Source organism: Hyphococcus sp. D3-15 (genome assembly GCF_055809375.1).
In genome coordinates this window covers 1780001-1799580 of sequence record NZ_CM147910.1, presented here as the reverse complement: position 1 = coordinate 1799580, position 19580 = coordinate 1780001, and the positions used below count along the sequence as shown (strand labels likewise).

Below are 19580 nucleotides of genomic sequence, written 5' to 3'. Positions count from 1 at the left end.
CGTCGCCTCATCCCGCGATGACGCGGACTTTGGACTGTGACTTGCGCCCCGCCTCATCCACCACTGTGACGTCGTAAAATCCGGCGCGACCGGGGCGCCAGACCGCCCGGCCGCTGGATTCCTCCAGCGTCACCGGTTCGCCATTCACATACCAGCGATGACCGCCCTCGCCGCCGCGTGCCGCCAAAGAAAAGCCGCGGGTTTCCGCGCCCAGAAACACCTCAACGCCATTGCGGGGAAAGATGATCTGCGGCGGCGCAGACTCGTCCGCGCGATTAAACCGCGTCAGCGCTTGCGCCAGCATCGGCGCATCATCTTCGATTGTGTCAGCAACGCCTTCGGTGGCGCCGTCGCGATCAAGCATGTCAAAAATCTCGAACAGCAATGGCGCGGCTGTCTTGCGGCCCGTTGCGCCGGAGCGCGGCGCGCCGTCCGCCCGGCCAACCCAGACGACAACGCTATAGCCGCCGCCATGGCCGGCCGCCCATGCATCGCGATAGCCGTATGACGTGCCGGTCTTGAATGCGACACGGGTCGCCTTGCGCGATAAATCCGCCGGCGCGCGGCCTTCAAGCGCCGGAGCGCCCGCAAGGATCGCGGAAATGCGCGACGCCGTCACCGCAGAGAACAAGCGGTAAGGATGCTTCGGATTTTTCTCTTCCGCCGCCTTCCACACCAGCGGCGCGATTTCGCCGCCCGAGCCAAGCCCCGCATATAGCGTTGCGATCTCCTGCGCGGTGACGCCGGCGCCGCCCAGCGCCAGGGCGAGACCCGGCGATTTGTCCGCGCGCGAAGGGGTTTTCAAATTGATCCCTGACGCGCGCAACATGGATGCAAAGCGTGACGCGCCAATACGGTCGAGCGCGCGAACGGCGGGAACATTCAAGGAATGCTGCAAGGCCTCGCGCACCCGCACTTCACCGCGAAAAGTATGATCGAAGTTCTCAGGCGCGTAATCGCCAAAGGCGCGCGGCATGTCGTCAATGACCGTCTCGGCCGACGCATAGCCCGCATCGAAGGCGAGCCCGTAAATGAACGGTTTCAGCGTCGAGCCCGGCGAGCGGGTTGCAGCGGTCAGGTCGAGCCAGCCGCCCTTAACGTCAAGACCGGACGAGCCAACGCTCGCCCGCACGGCGCGTGTGTCATTTTCAACGATCAGCAGTGACGCCGTCGCGCCATCGTCAAACTGCCGCACATAATCGGTCAGCATTTTCTCCGCGCGCGCCTGCAGCGAAGCATCCAGCGTTGAGGCGATTATTCCGGGTTTTTCGGTTCGGGCGAGACGCTGCGCCGTATGAAAGGCGCGGCGCGGCAGCGGATGACGCGCGGATGGCAGGCGCGCTTCGCTCGCTTCATGCGCATAGGTTTCGCCTAGCGCGCCAATGCTCGTGAGCTTTTGCAGGATTTCCGCCCGCGCCGCTTTCGTCGCGTCTGGTTTCACATCCGGCCGGCGCGCTTCCGGCGCTTGTGGCAAGGCTATCAGCAACGCCTGTTCCGCATTTGTCAGGCGTATCGGCTCCTTGTCGAAATAGATGCGCGAGGCGGCGCGCACACCCTCAATATTGCCGCCATAGGGCGCGAGCGTCAGGTAAAGCTCTAAAATTTCGCGCTTGGAAAGCCGCCTTTCGATCTGCACCGCGCGGACCATTTCGATGAGCTTGGCGCCAAAGTTCCTTTTGCGCGGCTCCAGCAATCGCGCCGACTGCATGGTGATGGTGGAGGCGCCTGACACCACCGCGCCGGCTTTCGCTGACGCAAAGCCCGCGCGCATGACCGCAAACGGGTCGACGCCCCAATGGGAATAGAACCGCTTGTCCTCCACCGCGATCAGACGATCGACAAAGACCGGATCAATCGCATCGAGGTCGGCTTCAAACCGCCAGCGCCCTTCAGGCGTCGTGAACGCATGCAGCCATTCCCCATGGCGGTCCGTCACCAGGGGGAAAGATCGCGCGCACGTTCGAGCGGCGGCGGAAAGACGATGTCGAGCACGGCGATGAACAAACCCACCGCCAACGCCGCAACTCCCAAGCGGCGCCAGCGTGTGTTGAGCATGTCGCGCAAGGCGATCATTGCGCGGCGGAGATGGAGATGCGCCCGACCGCTGTACGGGCGAACTCGCCAGGGCGGTACATATCCTCGATAACCGCGCCCGGCATCACGAAGTCACCCGGCGTCACCGCGCGCACCACATAAGCGAGCGTGAAGCGGTTCTTGCCGTTCACATCAACGGCGGCGACGAAACGGTCATCGCGCGCCTCTGCGACTTTCGGATAGGACAGCGCGCCGATCCATTTATAGGGACCGTTCTGACCGTTTCCGCCCGCATCTTCCGGATTGAGGATAGTCTCGATCTCAAGCCCGGCGGGTAAAAGGTCGGCGATCACTGCCGGATGCAGGCGCTGGTCGCTCGCCAGCCCGGAAATCACCACCACAAAGCGATCATTCTGACGCGCCGTCGACAAATCCGCCGGGCGGCCATCACGCGTTGCGATGCGTTTGGTCAATGTAAAGCCTTGCGCCTCAGCCGCGGGCGCAGAGGTCGGGGCGCCCGTAACCGTCAGGGAGCGGAAGATCTGCCCTTCCCCGTCATTGCGGTAAGCGACGCCCTTGACGATTTCAGCGGCGTCGAGCGTGAAGGACGGCGCCGGCGGCAGGCCTTCAAGGCTCTCGCCGTCAACCGAAAGCTCCACCGCATCAGCCGTCCGCAGGAGCGCCTGCGCCGCAAGCAGCGTGAACGCCTTTTCCTGCGTGTGCATGGCGCGCGGGTCTTTCATCGCGCTTTTTAACTGCGCAACCAGGGCTTCAGTTTTATCGGTTTGCGCAGCTTCGACGGCAAGCGCCACCATGCCCGCCACATCGCGCAGATTAGTCTGGTAGTAGTCGCCGCGATTTTGCCAGCCCACCGCCTGAATGGCTTTTTCAAACGCGCTATTGGCGCGCGCCCGATCCCCCATCATGGCGAGCGCCGCCCCGATCTGCGCGCGCGCAAGCGGGCTCGGCGTTTCATCGAGCAGCGCGTCATGGAAGTAGCGCAGATCCGACAGGTCGGCCCGGCCGGCGCGCGCCAGCACATAAAGCGCATAAGCCGCCGAGCGCCGCCGCAGGAAATCGCGCGTATCGTTATTGTCGGCGAATTGCGGAATGGATGTCTGGTAGCTCGCCAGATACCACCGGTCGACGCGGGCGATCTCGGCCAGCGAGTCATAGGCGCTGTCGAGCGCTTCAGATGGCACCGCATAACCTTCCGCTTTCGCGCGGTAGAGGAAATCGGTCACATAGGCGGCGAGCCATGGCGACGCCCAGCGATCGCCGACGCGCCACAGGCCAAATGCGCCGTCGGGCGATTGGCGATCCAGCAATTGGTTCACCGCTTTCTGAACGCGCGGGCGAACGGCGCGTTCCGGCCCCTTGCCCACTTCACCGCCCAAGACGTCGACAAAAAGCAGCGGCATGGCCGAACTGGTCAGTTGCTCCGTGCAGCCATAAGGATAGCGATAGAGCGCATCCAGCAGCGGTCCCGGCTCGATGCCGTCGAGGCGCGAAAACGCCACCGCCACATCTGCGGAGCCCGGCACAAAGGGATCAGTCACCGCCTTGGTCACCTGGAACGTCTCGCCGGGTTCAAGCGCGGCGGTGCGCACTTCGGTCACCGGGAAATACGGCGTGCGCGACTGGATCGGATAGGAGCGCGAGACGGCGAAGCCGCCGGGCCCTTCGACGCTGAGGTTAACCGCGCCAATGCCAACGTCGCCGGCCTTGAACTGAATCGCGGCGGTCTGTTTCTCGCCTTGCGCCAGCGTGTAGGTGGCCTCAGACGAAAAATCGATCGGCCCCTCGCCCGCCAGCGAGACGACATAATCTCCCGCCGCGCCATCCACATTGTCGATCAACAGCGTCGCTGTCGCCGTGTCGCCCGGCGCCACAAAACGCGGCAACGCCAATTCCGCCGGCACCGGATCCCGCACGGTAAGCGCTTCAGAATCAGCGCCGAGCTTGTCTTTTGACCAGGCGACCGCCATCAGGCGCAACTCGCCGTTAAAGTCCGGCACCTCAATCGGAATACTCGCCTTGCCGCCTGCGCCGATTTTCACCGGACCGGTAAACAGCGCCACCGATTTTGTCGGCACGACCGTCAGCCCTTCACCGCCAAGTTGGTCGCCGCCAAAGCGCGCCGCGGCGCCGAGATTGGCGTCAAGGATGCGGCCGTAATCGTCGCGAATATCCACGCCAAGGCGTTTCTTGCCGTAAAAATATTCAACCGGATCGGGCGATGAGAATTTGGTGAGGCGTAAAATGCCCTCATCCACCGCCGCCACCGTCATCATGACGGTTGATCCCGGCGCAGCGCCGGTGACGGTAACCGGAAGGTCGAGTTGCTGGCGCGGACGGAAGACGTCCGGGTCTTCAATCGCCACCTCCAATTTGCGCGCCGACATATCGAACGGCACATAGCTGACCGCCATCGCGCGGCGCGGCACCGGACGATCACCGGGATCACGCGGCGTCACAACGGTCGCTAATACGTAAAAGCCCGCACCCCATTCCGGTTTTGTGTCGATAATGATCTCGCGGCCCTTGGCCTCGACCTTCATGCGCTGGACGAATTGGACTTTGTCCGTCGCAATGACGATGGTCGCCTCGCCCGCATAAGGCGGATTGAGGAACAGGCGCGCGCGCGAGCCCGGCGTAACCTTGTCGTTCTGCAGCGTCATTGCCGCCTGATCCGGCGAGTCCGCCCCGGACGCGTAAGAGCGCCAGCCCACATAAAAGCGGATATCGCTTTTCGTCTTCGCGCCGGCCTGGGTGACTGTCAGCCGGTATGTGCCGGGATCAATGCGCTGATTGACCAGCTTGGCGATCGCTTCCTTGCTGGATTTGCCCCGCCCTTCGGCGACCAGCACATCGCGGAAAGACCGGCGCCAGCGCCAATTGCCGTTTTCGCGATACCAGTCGAACCAATAGTCTTCTTCCACCAGACGCCATTCAAGCTCGCCTTCGATCAGCTGGCCCTGCCAGTCGAGCAACACGGCGTTGACCGCCACCTCTTCGCCCTGACCGAAGCTTTGGGCGTCATTGGCGAGCTTAAGGCCAAGATAGGCGTCGTCCGGGCGCACCGGAATGCGCGCGCTTTCGCGCACCACGCGCCCGCCGGGCTCAACCACGCCAACAACAAGGTCAGCGCGCAGAGGCGCGCCGTAATTCTTTGGCGCAGATGCAACGTCAATCGCGATGCTCGCTTTGCCTTCCGCATCCGTCGTCGTGTTGGGCAAGGTCAGGAAGCGCTCGTCGAACCGGCCATTGACGGGGCCGAACCGATAGGCGGAGAAATCCGGGAACGGATTGGGATCGAGACGCAGCCGCGCCTCAGACTCCACCGCGAGCCCGCTTGCCGGCGCGCCATACAGGAACCGGCTGGTGACGCCGAATTCGCGCTTTTCACCGGGGCGGATCGGGGATTTTTCGTCGCCTTCAATCTTAACTTCGAGCCGCTGCGGTACGAAATCTTCGACCGAAAAGCGTTCGCTGCCGACTTCACGCTCAAGGCCGTCCGCGTGAATGTGAATTCCCCACATGCCGCGCGGCGCCGAATCCGGCACGTCATAAGCGAAGGTGAAGCCGCCAATATCAAGCTTGTCGATGCGGCGCTTGTCCGCTTCGGTGCCATTCGGGCGGCGGATCGTCACCGTCAGGGGCCGGTCCTCAATCGCCGCGCCCGCATCATTGCGCAAAAGCCCGGACACATGGACCGTCTCGCCGGGGCGGTAAATTCCCCGGTCGAGATAGACAAATGCATCGACCTTTGACGGCGCGGCGCGACCGCCTACATCGCGATCAGACAGATCAAGCGGTGCGCGATCAAAATCAAGCGCAGCGAAATCTTCCTGCGGCCCATAGGCCATCAGCATGCGCGGCGTTAACGGATACTCTCCGTTCACCGCCGCCTCTTCAAAACGCGCGCGCCCATCCGCGCCGGTAATGGCGGTCGCCAGGATGTCGTTATTGGCCGCGATCAGGGAAAGCTCTACGCCCGCCATGGCGCGCGCCGTGGAAATCGAGCGCACAAAGACGTCTACGCCGTCTGCGCCGGAATAGGTTGTGAGCGCCATGTCGGTGAAAACGATCCACCGCCAGGCTTGCGCGGCGCGATATTTGTCCGCACCGGGAGAAACGTCTTTGAGGCGCACAAAATAGGCGCCGGGCTTCAGCTCGCCAAGCGCGGCGCCGAGGGCGAATACCGTGGTCCTGGTTTCATTGCGATCGCCAGCCGTGGCGACTTCGCCGGTCCAGACCTTGACGCCCATATCCTGACCGTCTTCCTGGTCCCAGACATAGGAATACTGGTCCTCCCCGCTCGCTTCGCCGGCGACAATGTTCTTGCGCGCCAGCGCCCGGTCGGAAACGCGATAGACGGTGATTTCGACCTTTTCGACATTGACCGTTTCAATGCCGATCCCGTCGGCTTCAAGACGCGGCAGGATGACCCCGTCGCCGGCGAAGCCCGCATAGGACGGCTTGTCGCCGAATGCGACCGTGACCTCATCCGCGCGCTCAAGGCGCTCGCCTTTTTGGCTCGGCAATCCGGCACGCAGGCGCACCTTGTAATCCTTGTCGAAGGCGAGCCCGGTTAAGCAGAGCGATGCCCCGTCCACTTCGATGGCGGCGCCGTCCGCCGGCGTCACCCGGACGAAATCGTCATAATTGACATCACCCGTATCATCGAGCTCACGATTGAATTGCAGGCAGGCTTTCGGTGTTGCGGTCCCGGTATCGAGGCGCAGGCGGCGATACCCGAACGTCTTGTCCTGCGCTTCCTGCGGACGTTTTGCGTTATCGGCCCGGCGCTCCTGAAATGGACGGCGCGATGCATTGCCCCTTGTTTCGGCTGAGACGACGGGATGAGCGTTCGGCGCCTCGCGAGAACCGGAATCCGGCGCGATGCTGCGCCCGAGCAAAATCCCCACAGCAAAGGCCGCCAAAAGGCCGCCCGCCACCAAAACACCTTGTCTGCGTGCAATCATCTTGTCTCCCACCTACAACACCGCGCCCCACGCCTTCGATTGGGCTGGATACCGCCCGCTAATTATGGCGGTTAATCAACTAAAGGAAAACGATTCCACGACTATTTCGCGAAATTAAGGCGTCCGGCGTCAGGAAATCCGGGTTTTGCCGCGCTGCGAAATCAGCGCCCCTGGGGGGCTATATCCGAAACCCCGCGTGGCGGCGCTGATTCTTGTTTTACGCATGATTTTTACGAAAAACCGGTTCCCACTTTTTCGCATCATGCGTTAGGTTGCCCCCGCTGCCGCGTCCCCGTAGCTCAGCAGGATAGAGCACCAGATTCCTAATCTGGGGGCCACAGGTTCAAATCCTGTCGGGGACGCCAGCACGCACTTCCGCCGGAATAACTTCGCGCCCAAAAAGGAAAAGGCGAAGCCGCTTGCGCCGCTCCGCCTTTCTCGAAGGTGACCGGAAATTTCCCTTAGAAAGAAACCTCAATCTTGCCGTAATAGTAGCCGCCCTGCCAATCGACGATTGAGTCGGAGCGGTAGATACGACCGCAACAAGTCTCGCCAATCATGCCGGGGTCCGGATAATTGTCGAAGATGTTGCGGGCGCCGAATGACACTTTGTAGTTTTCGAGGAAGCGGTAACCCAGTTCCAGATCCACCAGGAATTCGGAACCGAACTCCTGCCGGCCCGAAGAACCATTGTCATTCTCATATGCCCCATAATAGCTGACGCGGCCCAAGGCGGAGAAGCCGCCAATCGTGTGAATGGCAGTGAATACGCCGCGCCAGTTCGGATCCTGATTTACAAAGTCGAACTGATCTTCAGCATTAAACAACGCATCCACATCGCCGTCGAATTCGGTTTCGTTGTAATTCGCGGCCAGCGACATGGAAGTCGTCCCCGCATCGCCGAGATCGAAATCGGTCGTCAATACGATATCGACGCCCTTTGTGATCGTGTCGAAGGCGTTGGTGAAATAGAACACGCCGCCAATCGATTCCGCCCCGACAACGCCAGCGCCAACAAGCGCCAGATAATTGTCATAGGCGGCCCCCGCCATTGGATCCGACGACACGTCCTGCGTTGAAATCGCATTGACGCGATCTGCAAGCGCAATGCGGTAGAAGTCGACGGACAGGTCAAAGTCAAAGAACGACGCTGTGACGCCCGCCGCGAGGTTTTTTGACGTTTCCGGTTTCAATGCATCTGCGCCCAGAGCTTGCGCGACTGCGCTTGACGCCGGGAAGAGCCCCGTGGCGACCGGGAAGCCGTTCGGCAGGCGCGTCGACACGTTGGTCGTACCCTGCTGACCCGGTGTCGGCGCTCTAAAGCCCGTACCGTATGAGGCGCGGACTGCGAAGCCATCCACCAACTCATATCGTGACGCGAATTTATAGACCAGCTGGCTGTCGAAGTCTGAGTAATTCTCAAACCTGCCCGCCGCTTCCAGGAACAATTTGTCGGTCACGTCGGCGCTGACATCGATATAGAAAGCATAGCTGTCGCGCTTATACTTTCCTGAAAACGCCGGCGAATAACCGGGGAAGCCGTTTGAGCCAACCCCGATCACCGTAAAGACCGGATCGTCCGGATCCGTACAATCGAGCCCGACAACGCTCATGCCCGCAGCTGTTGGGCCGGTCATGCCGTCGCAGAGATCGAACGGGTCCGGCTGGGCATAGGGACCGTCCGCATAAGACGCCGGATCACCCTCAACCAGCTCATAGCTCTCCTTCATATAGGTGCCGCCAAAGCCGACTGTGATCGGACTGGCGAAGCCAGCCTCGATGGTTTTTGTCAGATCGGCCTGAAACTGCGTTTCCGTATTGATGAGGTCGCCAGGGTAAAACTCCGTCGGCGTGTCTGCTCCGAGCGACGGGTTGACCGTATTCTCGATGAAATATTCGATCTTGCTGACGCCATGACGGCCGGAAAGGTCATAGAAAAACCCGTTGCCGAGATCGCCGCGGAAACCACCCGCCGCAGAGTAATCGGTCACGTCGCCATGGAACTGCGGCGTGAAACCGCCCGGGAAGATCTCGAGGAAATTGTAGACCGAACCGTCTTCGAGACGAATATCCTCAATCGTGCCATTGCCCGGGTAACGATAGAAGAAGTTGCCGTCAGAGGTGCTGTCTGAATAATTGCCGAACGCATAGAATTCCAGCGCATCTGAGAAGGTGTAGCCCATATTGACGAATGACCGGAACGCCTCGGCGTTTGGCCGTCCCCAAGGCTGCACAATGTCGCCATCTGATAGCGACGCATCCGCGACGCCGGCGGCGAAGGTCGGATCTGTCATCGCGTAGTCCTCGACACAGAACCAGCTCTCGCAATATTGTTCAGCGCGAATCGTTGAGTCCGAGTGAGAATATTCAAGCGACACGTTCACGAAACCGTCTTCGCCAAGAGCGAAGCCGCCATTGCCGGCGAAGATATATTCAAACCCGTCGCCCTCGTAGAATTGGCCGGTTTGCGCAGTCAGCGTGACGCCTTCCGCTGAATCTTTAAGAATGAAGTTGATGACGCCCGCAATGGCGTCTGAACCATATTGCGCAGCCGCGCCGTCGCGCAGTACTTCAACGCTTTTCAACGCGATAGACGGTATCGTCGCCACATCCGGACCTTGCGTGCCCGAGCCGCCGATGGACACCAGCGCAGCGCGATGGCGGCGCTTGGAATTGACGAGGACCAGCGTTTTATCCGTCGGCAGACCGCGCATGGAGGCCGGTCGAATAAAGCTGGAACCATCGCTGATCGGCTGACGGCTCAACGTGTAGGACGGCACCAGGGTCAAAAGCATATCATTAACGTCAGTGTAGGAGACGCCCTCAAGGTCGCCTTCCGAAAACACGTCAATTGGAACGGCCGAATCCTGAACCGATCGCGGAAGTCCGCGCACGCCGGTAACAACAACTTGGTCGCCCGTATCGGCGACAACTTCCGGCTGCGCCGATGCAGGCTGGACGATAGAAATCGCCGCCAGACATGCCGACAGAGCAACGGTGTTTTTGAATTTATTGGTAGTCTGAGTTTTTTTCATGCGAGCCCCCGCTGAGCTTTTTGATTTGCGGGCGTCGCCTCCCCTTGTCGAATGCAGTTCACCGCCGCATTTCGACCGGCATCGAGCCGGTAATGCGATCACCTTCCCCCGAAGGCGATCGCATTACCGTTATAACCTGTACTGAACATTTGATCAGCACACGTCTATAAAAACAGGTGACTACAAAACATTTTGCACTGCAACAGTTTTTTGACGATTTTATAATTTTGACAAGAAGGTGGCGCCGATGCCACAGGCGCTTCTGCGCCAACGCACCCCCGTTAAATAATCTGTATGGCGACCATCTTGACTAAGAAGACACAGGAAAACCCGCCCCATTCCGTGAGGCAGAAAGCGCCAAGAATAAGCGAGCAGCAGCTAACGCAGTGGCAGAACCGTCACCCGTTTAGCGCAGCAGGAAGCGCCGCGACATAGCGTGAAAGGTCGTCAAGCCGCCCCATGGAAACCCGCGACCATGTGGGAAGCCCCTGATAAGCGCCGCGGATAAAAATCTTTCTGCGCTCCATATTGTCACGCACCGCATTTGCGTCGCCCTTCACATCAATGAAGACGAAGTTCGTTTGCGATGGAAGGTAAGAAAGACCAAGCGCACGGGCCGCATCGATGACCATTTCCCGGCCCTCAATGATTTTCGCCTTTGATTCGACGAGAAATGCCTCGTCATCATAACTGGCGATCGCCGCCGCGAGTCCCGGCCCACTGATCCAGGACATGATGTTGCTGCGTATGCGCGCCGTTAGATCTGCGCGCGCCATCAGATAACCGACTCGCAAGCCAGCCATGCCGTATATTTTGGAAAATGTCCGTGAAACGATGACATTCTTTCCCTGCCGCACCAGATCGATCATCGATGATGCGTCCGGGTCGTCGGTCAGCTCATTATAGGCTTCGTCGACAAGCACCGTCGCCCTGCCCTCAACTTTGAGAATGAAGGCGCGCAGCGCATCCGGATCGAGCAGCATGCCCGTTGGATTATTGGGGTTAGTGATATGGACCAGACTGACATCATCGTCGATCACCGCTTCCAGCGCATCAAGATCAATGCCGAGATCGCTTTTCATCGGCGCGGTGACGAGCTTCGCGCCCTGACGGACGGCGTAACGGACCGTCGTATCCCAGAATAATTGCGGCGCGGCGATGGCGCCGCCATTGCGTGTCAAAGATTGCGCCGCCGCGCACAGCCCCTCACCGGAGCCGGCGCTGACACTGATAAAATCGCGCGGAATGCCGTGCCGCTCTGCGATCATGTCAACTAGAAAGAGAAGCGACCGGTCGGCGTAAAAGGCGCCTTGCGCGGTCGCGGAACAGCCTGCTGCAACCGCTTTAGCACTAGGGCCGTAGGGGTTTTCATTGCGTGACAGCAGCGCGATGCCTGGCGCCGGACCAAGCGCCGGCGCGTTGGACCTGCCCGCTTGCAACCCGCCCGACTGGGCGCCGAGCGCCACAGTCGGCGCCAAGGCCGCCAGCGCTGACGCGCCCACGAAGTTCCGGCGCGTTGGTCCTTTGGCGTTTTTATGCGGCCCCGTCATTTTTGCCCCTCAATGCTGTTTATATCCTGCCCGTTTCATCTGCCCGCCGCCAAACTGGCGCGCCGCGGCCTAATGTTGCGCCCCGCCATTTTCACCTTCGGGTTTTGACGGCGGCTCATAATAAGAAAGCCCCTCTTCCGGCGGCGCGCCGGAAAGCGCTTGATAATCCTGCTCGGATACCGCGCGCGCGAAATGCTCAAGCGTCGCCGCTTCCGCGAAATATGGCCCCGACGGATGCATCCTCGCCTGATAGGCGTCGAAGAACATCACGCCGGTTGTCAGCAGCAGATATGTCGCAAAAACACGCTTCAGCAGCACCGGATCCATTTTATGCGCCACATAAGCGCCCGCTGGCGCGGTCAGGGCGGTCATCGCCGTGATAGCGACCAGTCCAATCACATTCACATAACCGATTGAACCTGGCGGCAGACCCTCAACGCCTTGCCCGATGACCATAAAGCCGATGGCGCCCGGGATCGCGATGATGAAACCAAACCCTGCAGCCGTCGCGATCGCGCTGTGAATTGACTTGCCGAACAGCGTCATCACCAAAATTGCGAATGTGCCGCCGCCAATGCCCATCAGCGACGCAAAAGACCCGACAAAGGTCGCCAGCGCCGCGCGCAACCAGCCGGTAGGCATCGTATCTGAAACCTTCAGCGCCCCGGCGCGCCCGAACATCATGTACAATCCCATGATGAAGACGCCGATGGCGAAAACCAGCGTCAGGGATTTCCCGTCAATCGACTTCGCCAAGACCAACCCGAGCAAAACCCCGACGACAATCCACGGCGCCCAGCTTTTCAAGACATCAAAGTCAACCGCGCCGCGCTTTGCGTGCGCCTGAACCGAGCGCAAGGATGTAACGATAATCGTCCCGAGCGACGTTCCGATCGCCACATGGGTCGTGACAGATGGATCACCGCCAAGCAAAGTGAAAATGGCGTAAAGGGCAGGAACCACAACAAAACCGCCGCCAATGCCGAATATCCCGGCAGCGAGATCCGGCGAAAAGCCCGGCGGCCAGCATCGCGATCAAAGTCGGTAAAATCTCAGCCCAATCGAGCGCCGCCAGCGTATCAATCATCCCCATTATCCACGCCCCCGGCGCAAAACCGCATACATGGGCAATGTAGAACGGCGGCTTGATGACGTCGCGGGCGATGGACTTCAGACCTGACGAATGGCGTTGTTAGCATTGGCAAATTCCACATACGCGAGCCGCCCTAAAAAACGACCCGCTGGCAAATAGGTGCGAGCAACGCTGCCGCGCTACAGTATGCAGACATTTCCTTCCTAGGAATCACGGCGCCTTTTTCTAAAGTCGTCCGCCCACAAAGAGTTACATAGGATTTTTTTTCGCGCAAGTTCGGATCGCCTGTAACGCGCATCAACTTCCTGCTGTGTCCCACGCCCCACATGTGACGCGGTAAGCCGCCCTGATGATGCAGTTTTCCTGTGTCTTCTTGTCATTTTCCACTCGGTGAGGCGCAAGAAATACTGCGCGATGTGATTCAGTTACAGTGCGTTACTCGGCGAACCACCCACGACCGGACCATTTCGGCGGCACTGATTCGCCGCTATCTATGCGTGAAAGGTATTGTCAGCGCCCTGACCGCAGCGCAGATTCCATGCGTTTTTTTGCACTAAATTCGGAACCAGCCGGCACAAGCACCGGAAACGCATGCCCCAATGAATTGGATAAAAGCTCCAATTCCCCGCCAGATCACTCCCGAAACCTCGCAGCTTCGCCCTGTTGTGCATTTTTCCGATGGATGATCCGCCTGCGGACGCCGCCGCCGACCGGACGTCTCTCATGCGCGCCCTCGCGACGAACCGATCAAATTAGCGTGACAATGCGGCCGCCTACTGTGGCATGACGGGAACGGATCAAATGTGTGTTCACTTCAACACGACAAAAAAAGGTGCAAAGCTTACGACTCTGCATTACGCTTATTCAAAACCATAAAAAGTTGTACGGGACAGGAAACGCCATGCCGCAGAGATGCGGGGGGCCTGTAGCAATACGGGGTAAGACGTCATGTCTGTGTGTGGTTCTTCCGTTTCATCATTCCTGCGCGGCGCGGCGCAAGACCCGTTTCCGCGCACGAACAACACCCCTCTTTTCAAGCTGAAGCCAGATCGTCAGCGACGTCATGTTGTGTATTCAACGGTCTTCTTCACCTATTCATTAGCAGGCTGAACGTCGGTGAGCCTGCACATAATCTTTCTACGAACAAAGGAGATCCGCTCATGACTTTCCAACTTTCCCGTCGACTGATGCTGACTGGCGCGGTCGGCGCATCGCTCGCGGGCGCCGGCGCAAAAGCCGCCATGCTGAAAAAGGAAGAAGCCTTTCCGCCGGAAGTGCTCGCCCACGAACATGCGCTGCTCGGCCCCGATGACGACATTGCGCTGTTGGCGCGAAATGAAAATCCCTACGGCCCCTCGGAGTCGGCGCTCAAAATGGTCGAATATGCCGGCAAAAAGGGCGCGTATTACCCCGGCCAGGCCAACATTCTGCTTGCGGAAATGATTGCCGAGCGCCACGGCGTCGCCCCTGAACAGATCGTCATCACGACGGGCTCAGGCGAAGCGCTGTCGGCGATCGCCGTGCTCTACGGACCGAAAGGCCCGATTGTCGCGCCGCGCCTGTTCTGGGACACCACGGCGCTTTACGCTGTCCGGCTCGGCATGGCGGAGATCACCCGCCTACCCCTCGCGGCGGATATGAGCATCGACATGCCGGCGATCGAAGCGGCGGTTTCCGAAGAAACCGGCCTCGTGCAGCTTTGCAATCCGAACAACCCGACAGGCATGGTCTCGGAAAAAGGCCCCTTTAAAGCCGCCGTCAAACGCATGGCGAAGAAGACAACCGTGCTTGTCGACGAAGCGTATATGGAGCTTGCGGACGATCCTGAAGGCAATAGCTGCATCGACCTCGTCAAAAAAGGACACAATGTTATTGTCTCGCGCACCTTCTCTAAAATTTATGGCATGGCGGGATTGCGCGTCGGCTATACGATTTCCTCGCCGGAGATTGCGGAGAAGATCCGCGGCACCGCCATGTCATGGATCGCCGGCACAGGCCTCGCCGCCGCGATCGGCGCCTATAATGACGAAAAGTTTTTGACTTACTCGAAGTCAAAAATTGTCGAGGCCCGCGAAATGGTGCTCGACGTCACGAAAAAGCTGGGCATGGAAACGCTGCCTTCGCAAACCAACTTTGTCTACTTCAAGTCCGGCAAGGAGGCGAACGACATTCAAAAATCCATGGAGGCCAAGAAGATCATCGTTCGCGGCCAATATATGGATTACAATGAGTGGACTCGCGTCTCCATGGGCAAGATAGAAGATGTTGAGCGCTTCTGCGCCTTCCTGCCGGAAGCGGCTGGCGCCTAGGCGCGCCCGCATTCTCCGCGACGCCCTTTATGCAGGCCCCGCATGCAGCTGAAATGCGGTACATGTTTGCAAGAATTGGCGTCGCGGGCATTCCGCCGGATCGAGAGAGCCGCGTTTTCGCGATCAGCCTTCCGCTTCCGCCTTCACGAAGCGTAAAAAGTAGTTGTCTTCCAGCCCTTCGACTTCTTCTTCAGCGGCGAACTGGAATCCCACATATTCAATTTCGGAAATCACGCCGGCGCGGCCGAACCGGACATGGGACTTCTCAGCAGGCCGGTCTTCTCCGGCTTTCAGGTCGTAATCGACCAGCACCAATGAACCGCCGGGCTTTAATGCGCGATACACGGTTTTCATGACCGCCTCGCGGTCGCCGAAATAATGATATGTGTCTGCGACGAACACCACATCGATCGAATTTTCCGGCAGAGTCACATCGTTTTCGCGCCCCAGCACGGCCGTGATGTTGTCGAGCCCGGAATCCTCCGCACGCCGATTAATCAGGTCGAGAAAGCGGGCTTCAATATCTTCAGCATAAACCCTGCCCGACGCCCCCACCTGTTCAGCGAACATAAGTGCGTAAAGCCCGGTGCCGGCGCCGATATCCGCAACGACATCGCCCTCTTTCAACGAGAGCGCAGCAACCACGGATTCCCGCGCGCTATAGAGTTCGCGACTGCCGACCTCCATCCGCTCAAGCCAGACATCGATATGGACGTCTTCTTCGCTGACGGCCCCGATCTCACCCTCAGCGCTCGGCGAAACACTCTCGCGATCGCCGCCAGAGCACGACGCGGCGAACGCCGCCAATAAAATCCAGATATATGCGCCCCTGCCCATAGCCCATTCTTTGTATAATCCGCCCGTTTTGGCAATCGCCTCCACGCTTCATTAACCAAGCCAGGCGCGCCGTCAAACCCCCTACGGCGCCGCTCTGGGGCGGCCATTATCCGGGGCATTCACGGTCTGTTCAGCCTGTGCTCCATAGAATAGCGCCATGACGGAGCAAGGAATATTTGCGGCGCAATGGCTCGGCCCCTTCGCGGATGGCGTGTTCGCCAGCCTGAAGGGCTTGTTCGGCCCGAATTCCCGTTTCTATCTCCCCTATCTCGCCGTCGCCGTCCTCATTGCTGTCGCTGCGAATTTCGCCAACCGACGCCATCTTGGCCAGCGCGGCAAAGGCGGGATTTTCTCCGGACTATTCGAACCGGCGATCTATTTCAGCCGCTCCTCGCTGGTGGATTTGAAGGTCGTGCTGGCGAACAAACTGTTCTCGCCTTTTCTCGGTGCGATCTCACGCGCCGCGACAATCATCGCAGCCCACAGTGTCGCAACCCTGGTCGCTGGGCCGGACGCTGCAAATCCGAACCCGGAAACCGCCGCAGGAGCGGCCGTAATCGTCGCCGCCACGCTGGCGGTGACCATGGCCAGCGACCTCACGACCTATTTTCTGCATCGTATTCACCACGAAAACCCGACATTGTGGCCGTTCCACAAACTCCATCACAGCGCAGAAACGATGACGCCGCTCACTTTTGCGCGCAAACACCCCGTCTATGATTTGCTGCGCGCAGCATCGAACGCGTTTATTGTGGGGCCGGTGCAAGGATTGATCTTCGCCCTGTTCGGCATCACCAGCTTTGCGGTCATCTTCGGGGTCAGCGCATTCTACGCGATCTTTTTCTGGTCCGGCGCCAATCTCCGCCATTCGCATATCTGGCTTTCTTACGGTCCTGTATTGAGCCGCATACTGATCAGCCCCGCCCAGCACCAGATCCACCATAGCTGCGCCGTTCGCCATCATGACAAAAATTACGGAGAGATTTTCGCGCTTTGGGACTGGATGTTCGGCACGCTCTATGTCCCGAAGGACTATGAAGAGCTGAAATATGGCGTCGCCGACGCGCAAGGCCAGCCGCTGGAGCAGGCCCACCCAACTTTGAGACACGCTTATCTGGTTCCTTTTCAGGAGAGCCTTGAGGCGATAAAAGCCGGCCGCACACAGCCGCTCAAATCTCCAACGCCGACAGCGACGTCATAGCTGCATACTCAATTCGAAGACTGTAGCGCTATGGACGCGCCTTTGCGGATCGCCGCGTTAAAGCATGCGTCCTGCAATACCGGCCCATAGGCGATGGCGCCCGCTTTATTCAAATGATCCGGGTCGCGATAAAAAGCTAAATCGTCATAAAGCGCGCGATGATCGAAATAGCGGATATGCGGATCACCCGCGAGCGCCTGGAAGAAGGCGTCCGCGGCATCCCACCGGCTCTTTTCATCAGCAGGAAGATCTTCGATCATTTTCCGGGTCAGAGGCGACAAAGGCAAGGTCACCAGGCATATCTCCGCGCCGCTGGCGACGAAATCCGCGACCATCTTGCGATAGGCCGCCACCGCCCGCCCTTCCAGAAATCCAACCTCGGGGACATGTAGCGCAACGCGCTGCCGCGTGAACTCAAACTTCTCCGCGGCGCTCCAGCGCGACAGATCTCCCGGCGACAACAACGCGCCTTGCGGCGTGGTTTCAATAGTTGATGCAACCTTGCCGCCGCCGCGCATAAAGGCCTGCCATAGCGGCAGTAATTGCGAACGATAGCGATCACTCAAAGCCAGAAACACAGATTTTTGTTGGCCGGAAAAAACCTCCCGATAGTCATCCAACCCGGCCTGCGTACGGTAAGAAGAAAACAAATGAGCATCCGCCTGAAGCATCACAACTTTCGGTGACGGATTGCGCTCCAGATAGAGCGCAGCCTTCCATGCCATTTTTTCAATATTCTCGGATGGGTATGCAAGATTGACCACGGGCCCCGCCGCATCGAAGCCGCGCGCCACATGGCTGTCTCCGAACGCAACAAATGGCGATGTCGTCTGATTGAACAGTGACACATGATGCACAAGCGTATCCGCCGGCGCCACTTGCGCGCGCACCAGCCATTCGCTCGCCATAAGCGCCGCGCCCAGCGTCAGCGCGATGGCGGCGAAAAACGCGGCGATGAGCGCCTTAGAACTGGAAGTAGATGAATTCATACGAACCCGTCGTCATCAAAGCGAAAATAGAAAACGCAGCAAGCACGCCGAGCCCCGCCATGACGGAGACCCCGCGAGACAAAGCGATAGCGGGCGCGGGCGTCGCGGAAATATCCGTTCCGGCAAACAGCGCTCCCTTGCGCGCTCTTTCCAACAGCTCAAGCGCATTGGGCGCCACCCAGACAATGGCGGCCGCGATAAACAAGATCGGATAGGAATACGCTGTCGCCGCGGGAAGAACGGACGCAGCATTGGCGTGCGCGCCAAACAGAGCGCCAAACACCGCAAATGCGGATGCAAACGAATCAGCGCGGAAAAACACCCAGGCCAGCACGACGCCGGCAAAGGTGATTCCCGTCGCCGCGTGACCGCCCAGCGCGATGCGGCGGCCCAAAGTCTTGTCCCAAGCGTGATTGATGCAAAGAAATACGCCGTGCAGCGCGCCCCAGGCGACAAATGTCCACGCCGCGCCATGCCAAAGACCGCCCAGCAACATGACAATGAACAAATTGCGATAGCGAATCAGGCCGCCTTTGCGATTACCGCCAAAGGGAATGTAGAGATAATCCCGCAGAAACGCCGACAGCGTGATGTGCCAGCGGCGCCAGAAATCCACAATACTAGTCGCTTTATAGGGCGAATTGAAATTCATCGGCAGGGTGACGCCAAATAACAGCGCCAATCCCAGCGCCATGTCGGAATAACCGGAAAAGTCGAAATAGATTTGAAAGCTGTAGGCGAGAACGCCTGTCCACGCCTCGACAAGGCCAATAGCGAAACCGTCGCTCGCCGCATCGAACACGCCGTCGGCCAATGGCGCTAATCCATCCGCGATAAGCACTTTCTTGGCGAGCCCGATGGAAAACAAAAACAACCCCGCCGCAATATCATCAGGCATGAATCGCGCAAAACGCGCCCCGGAAAATTGCGGCGTCAGGTTTTTGTGGTGGACAATCGGTCCTGCAATCAATTGCGGAAAGAAAGCGACAAACAAGGCGTAGTCGAGAAAGCCATATGATTCGACCTTCCCTTCCCGGCAATCGACCAGATAGGCGATCTGCTGAAAGGTGAAGAAGGAAATCGCCAGGGGTAAAATCACCCCTTCAATCGTAAGGTTTGCATGGGCAATGTCGCTCAATGTGGATGAGAAGAGACCGATATATTTAAACCAGCCGAGCAATGCGAGATTGAACGCCACGCCTAGAATCAGTTTGCCGCGCGAAGAAGCGCGCATGAGCAATCGCCCGATCAGAAAATTGACCGCGATCGAGCCAACGATCAACAACAAATAGATCGGCGTCTGCCACGAATAAAAAATCAGCGACGCCGCCAGCAACACCGGCGCCGCACTGCGCGGTCCCGCAAATTTAGACGCAACATAAACCGCCGCGAGTGTCAGCGGTAAAAACCCAAACAGGAATATCAGCGAGGAAAACAACATCGCTATTCCGCCGGTGGCGGAACGGGCGCCGCCTGTTTAGGCGCCAGCAACGCAAATGCGCGATGGAGGGGACGGACATATAGGGCGCGTAGCGTGCCGAGCT

12 protein-coding genes and 1 tRNA gene (1 of these 13 cut by a window edge) are annotated in these 19580 nt (G+C 59.2%); 3 read left to right on the top strand and 10 right to left on the bottom strand.

Features of this window, described 5'->3' with window-relative positions; all coding sequences use genetic code 11:
- Positions 1-7: 7 nt before the first annotated feature.
- The 3 genes from pbpC to AC0L8G_RS08890 are packed head-to-tail and all read right to left on the bottom strand — an operon-like array spanning position 8 to position 7022.
- Positions 8-1936 carry a penicillin-binding protein 1C gene (gene pbpC, locus AC0L8G_RS08900; RefSeq protein WP_473388443.1) on the bottom strand — a complete coding sequence of 643 codons (1929 nt, stop codon included), beginning with the start codon at positions 1934-1936 and terminating at the stop codon, positions 8-10.
- Positions 1933-2073 carry a hypothetical protein gene (locus AC0L8G_RS08895; RefSeq protein ID WP_473388442.1) on the bottom strand — a complete coding sequence of 47 codons (141 nt, stop codon included), beginning with the start codon at positions 2071-2073 and terminating at the stop codon, positions 1933-1935. Before AC0L8G_RS08895 ends, pbpC begins: the two co-directional genes overlap by 4 nt.
- On the bottom strand, positions 2070-7022 hold the full coding sequence (locus AC0L8G_RS08890) for an alpha-2-macroglobulin family protein (RefSeq protein ID WP_473388441.1): 4953 nt from the start codon (positions 7020-7022) through the stop codon (positions 2070-2072). Before AC0L8G_RS08890 ends, AC0L8G_RS08895 begins: the two co-directional genes overlap by 4 nt.
- Before the next feature lie 288 nt (positions 7023-7310).
- On the opposite strand from AC0L8G_RS08890, the gene AC0L8G_RS08885 reads away from it, so the two are divergent.
- Positions 7311-7387: transfer RNA gene (locus tag AC0L8G_RS08885), tRNA-Arg, on the top strand.
- Positions 7388-7483: 96 nt separating this feature from the next.
- Here the strand turns inward: AC0L8G_RS08885 and AC0L8G_RS08880 are convergent.
- The 3 genes from AC0L8G_RS08880 to AC0L8G_RS08870 all read right to left on the bottom strand — a co-directional run bounded on the left by AC0L8G_RS08880 (position 7484) and on the right by AC0L8G_RS08870 (position 12570).
- Positions 7484-10057, bottom strand: a complete 2574-nt coding sequence (locus tag AC0L8G_RS08880; RefSeq protein ID WP_473388439.1) for a TonB-dependent receptor plug domain-containing protein — start codon at positions 10055-10057, stop codon at positions 7484-7486.
- Between the two features lie 398 nt (positions 10058-10455).
- Positions 10456-11607: a pyridoxal phosphate-dependent aminotransferase gene (locus AC0L8G_RS08875; protein WP_473388438.1), complete on the bottom strand. Its 1152-nt coding sequence runs from the start codon at positions 11605-11607 to the stop codon at positions 10456-10458.
- A 69-nt stretch (positions 11608-11676) separates the two neighbouring features.
- The gene (locus AC0L8G_RS08870; RefSeq protein ID WP_473388437.1) at positions 11677-12570 is read right to left on the bottom strand and encodes a sulfite exporter TauE/SafE family protein; all 894 of its coding nucleotides are present in this window, start codon (positions 12568-12570) and stop codon (positions 11677-11679) included.
- 1290 nt (positions 12571-13860) lie between these two features.
- Between AC0L8G_RS08870 and AC0L8G_RS08865 the strand changes: the two genes are divergently transcribed.
- Positions 13861-15009, top strand: a complete 1149-nt coding sequence (locus AC0L8G_RS08865; RefSeq protein WP_473388435.1) for a pyridoxal phosphate-dependent aminotransferase — start codon at positions 13861-13863, stop codon at positions 15007-15009.
- 123 nt (positions 15010-15132) lie between these two features.
- On the opposite strand, the gene AC0L8G_RS08860 is transcribed toward AC0L8G_RS08865, so the two are convergent.
- The gene (locus AC0L8G_RS08860) at positions 15133-15846 is read right to left on the bottom strand and encodes a class I SAM-dependent methyltransferase (protein WP_473388434.1); all 714 of its coding nucleotides are present in this window, start codon (positions 15844-15846) and stop codon (positions 15133-15135) included.
- Positions 15847-16003: 157 nt separating this feature from the next.
- Here AC0L8G_RS08860 and AC0L8G_RS08855 point away from each other — a divergent pair, with 157 nt between their 5' ends.
- A complete protein-coding gene (locus AC0L8G_RS08855; RefSeq protein ID WP_473388433.1) occupies positions 16004-17047 on the top strand; it encodes a sterol desaturase family protein in 1044 nt (347 codons plus the stop codon).
- Positions 17048-17055: 8 nt separating this feature from the next.
- Here the strand turns inward: AC0L8G_RS08855 and AC0L8G_RS08850 are convergent, their stop codons facing one another.
- The 3 genes in view from AC0L8G_RS08850 to AC0L8G_RS08840 are tightly spaced (at most 2 nt apart) and all read right to left on the bottom strand, a layout consistent with a single transcriptional unit that may run on beyond the window.
- Positions 17056-18036: a hypothetical protein gene (locus AC0L8G_RS08850; protein WP_473388432.1), complete on the bottom strand. Its 981-nt coding sequence runs from the start codon at positions 18034-18036 to the stop codon at positions 17056-17058.
- A complete protein-coding gene (locus tag AC0L8G_RS08845; RefSeq protein WP_473388430.1) occupies positions 18011-19477 on the bottom strand; it encodes an MBOAT family O-acyltransferase in 1467 nt (488 codons plus the stop codon). Before AC0L8G_RS08845 ends, AC0L8G_RS08850 begins: the two co-directional genes overlap by 26 nt.
- A gap of 2 nt (positions 19478-19479) precedes the next feature.
- Positions 19480-19580: the end of a sterol desaturase family protein gene (locus AC0L8G_RS08840; protein ID WP_473388429.1), read on the bottom strand. The gene runs 907 nt beyond the window's last position; the window shows 101 of its 1008 coding nt (coding positions 908-1008); its start codon lies off the right edge, out of view; the stop codon is at positions 19480-19482.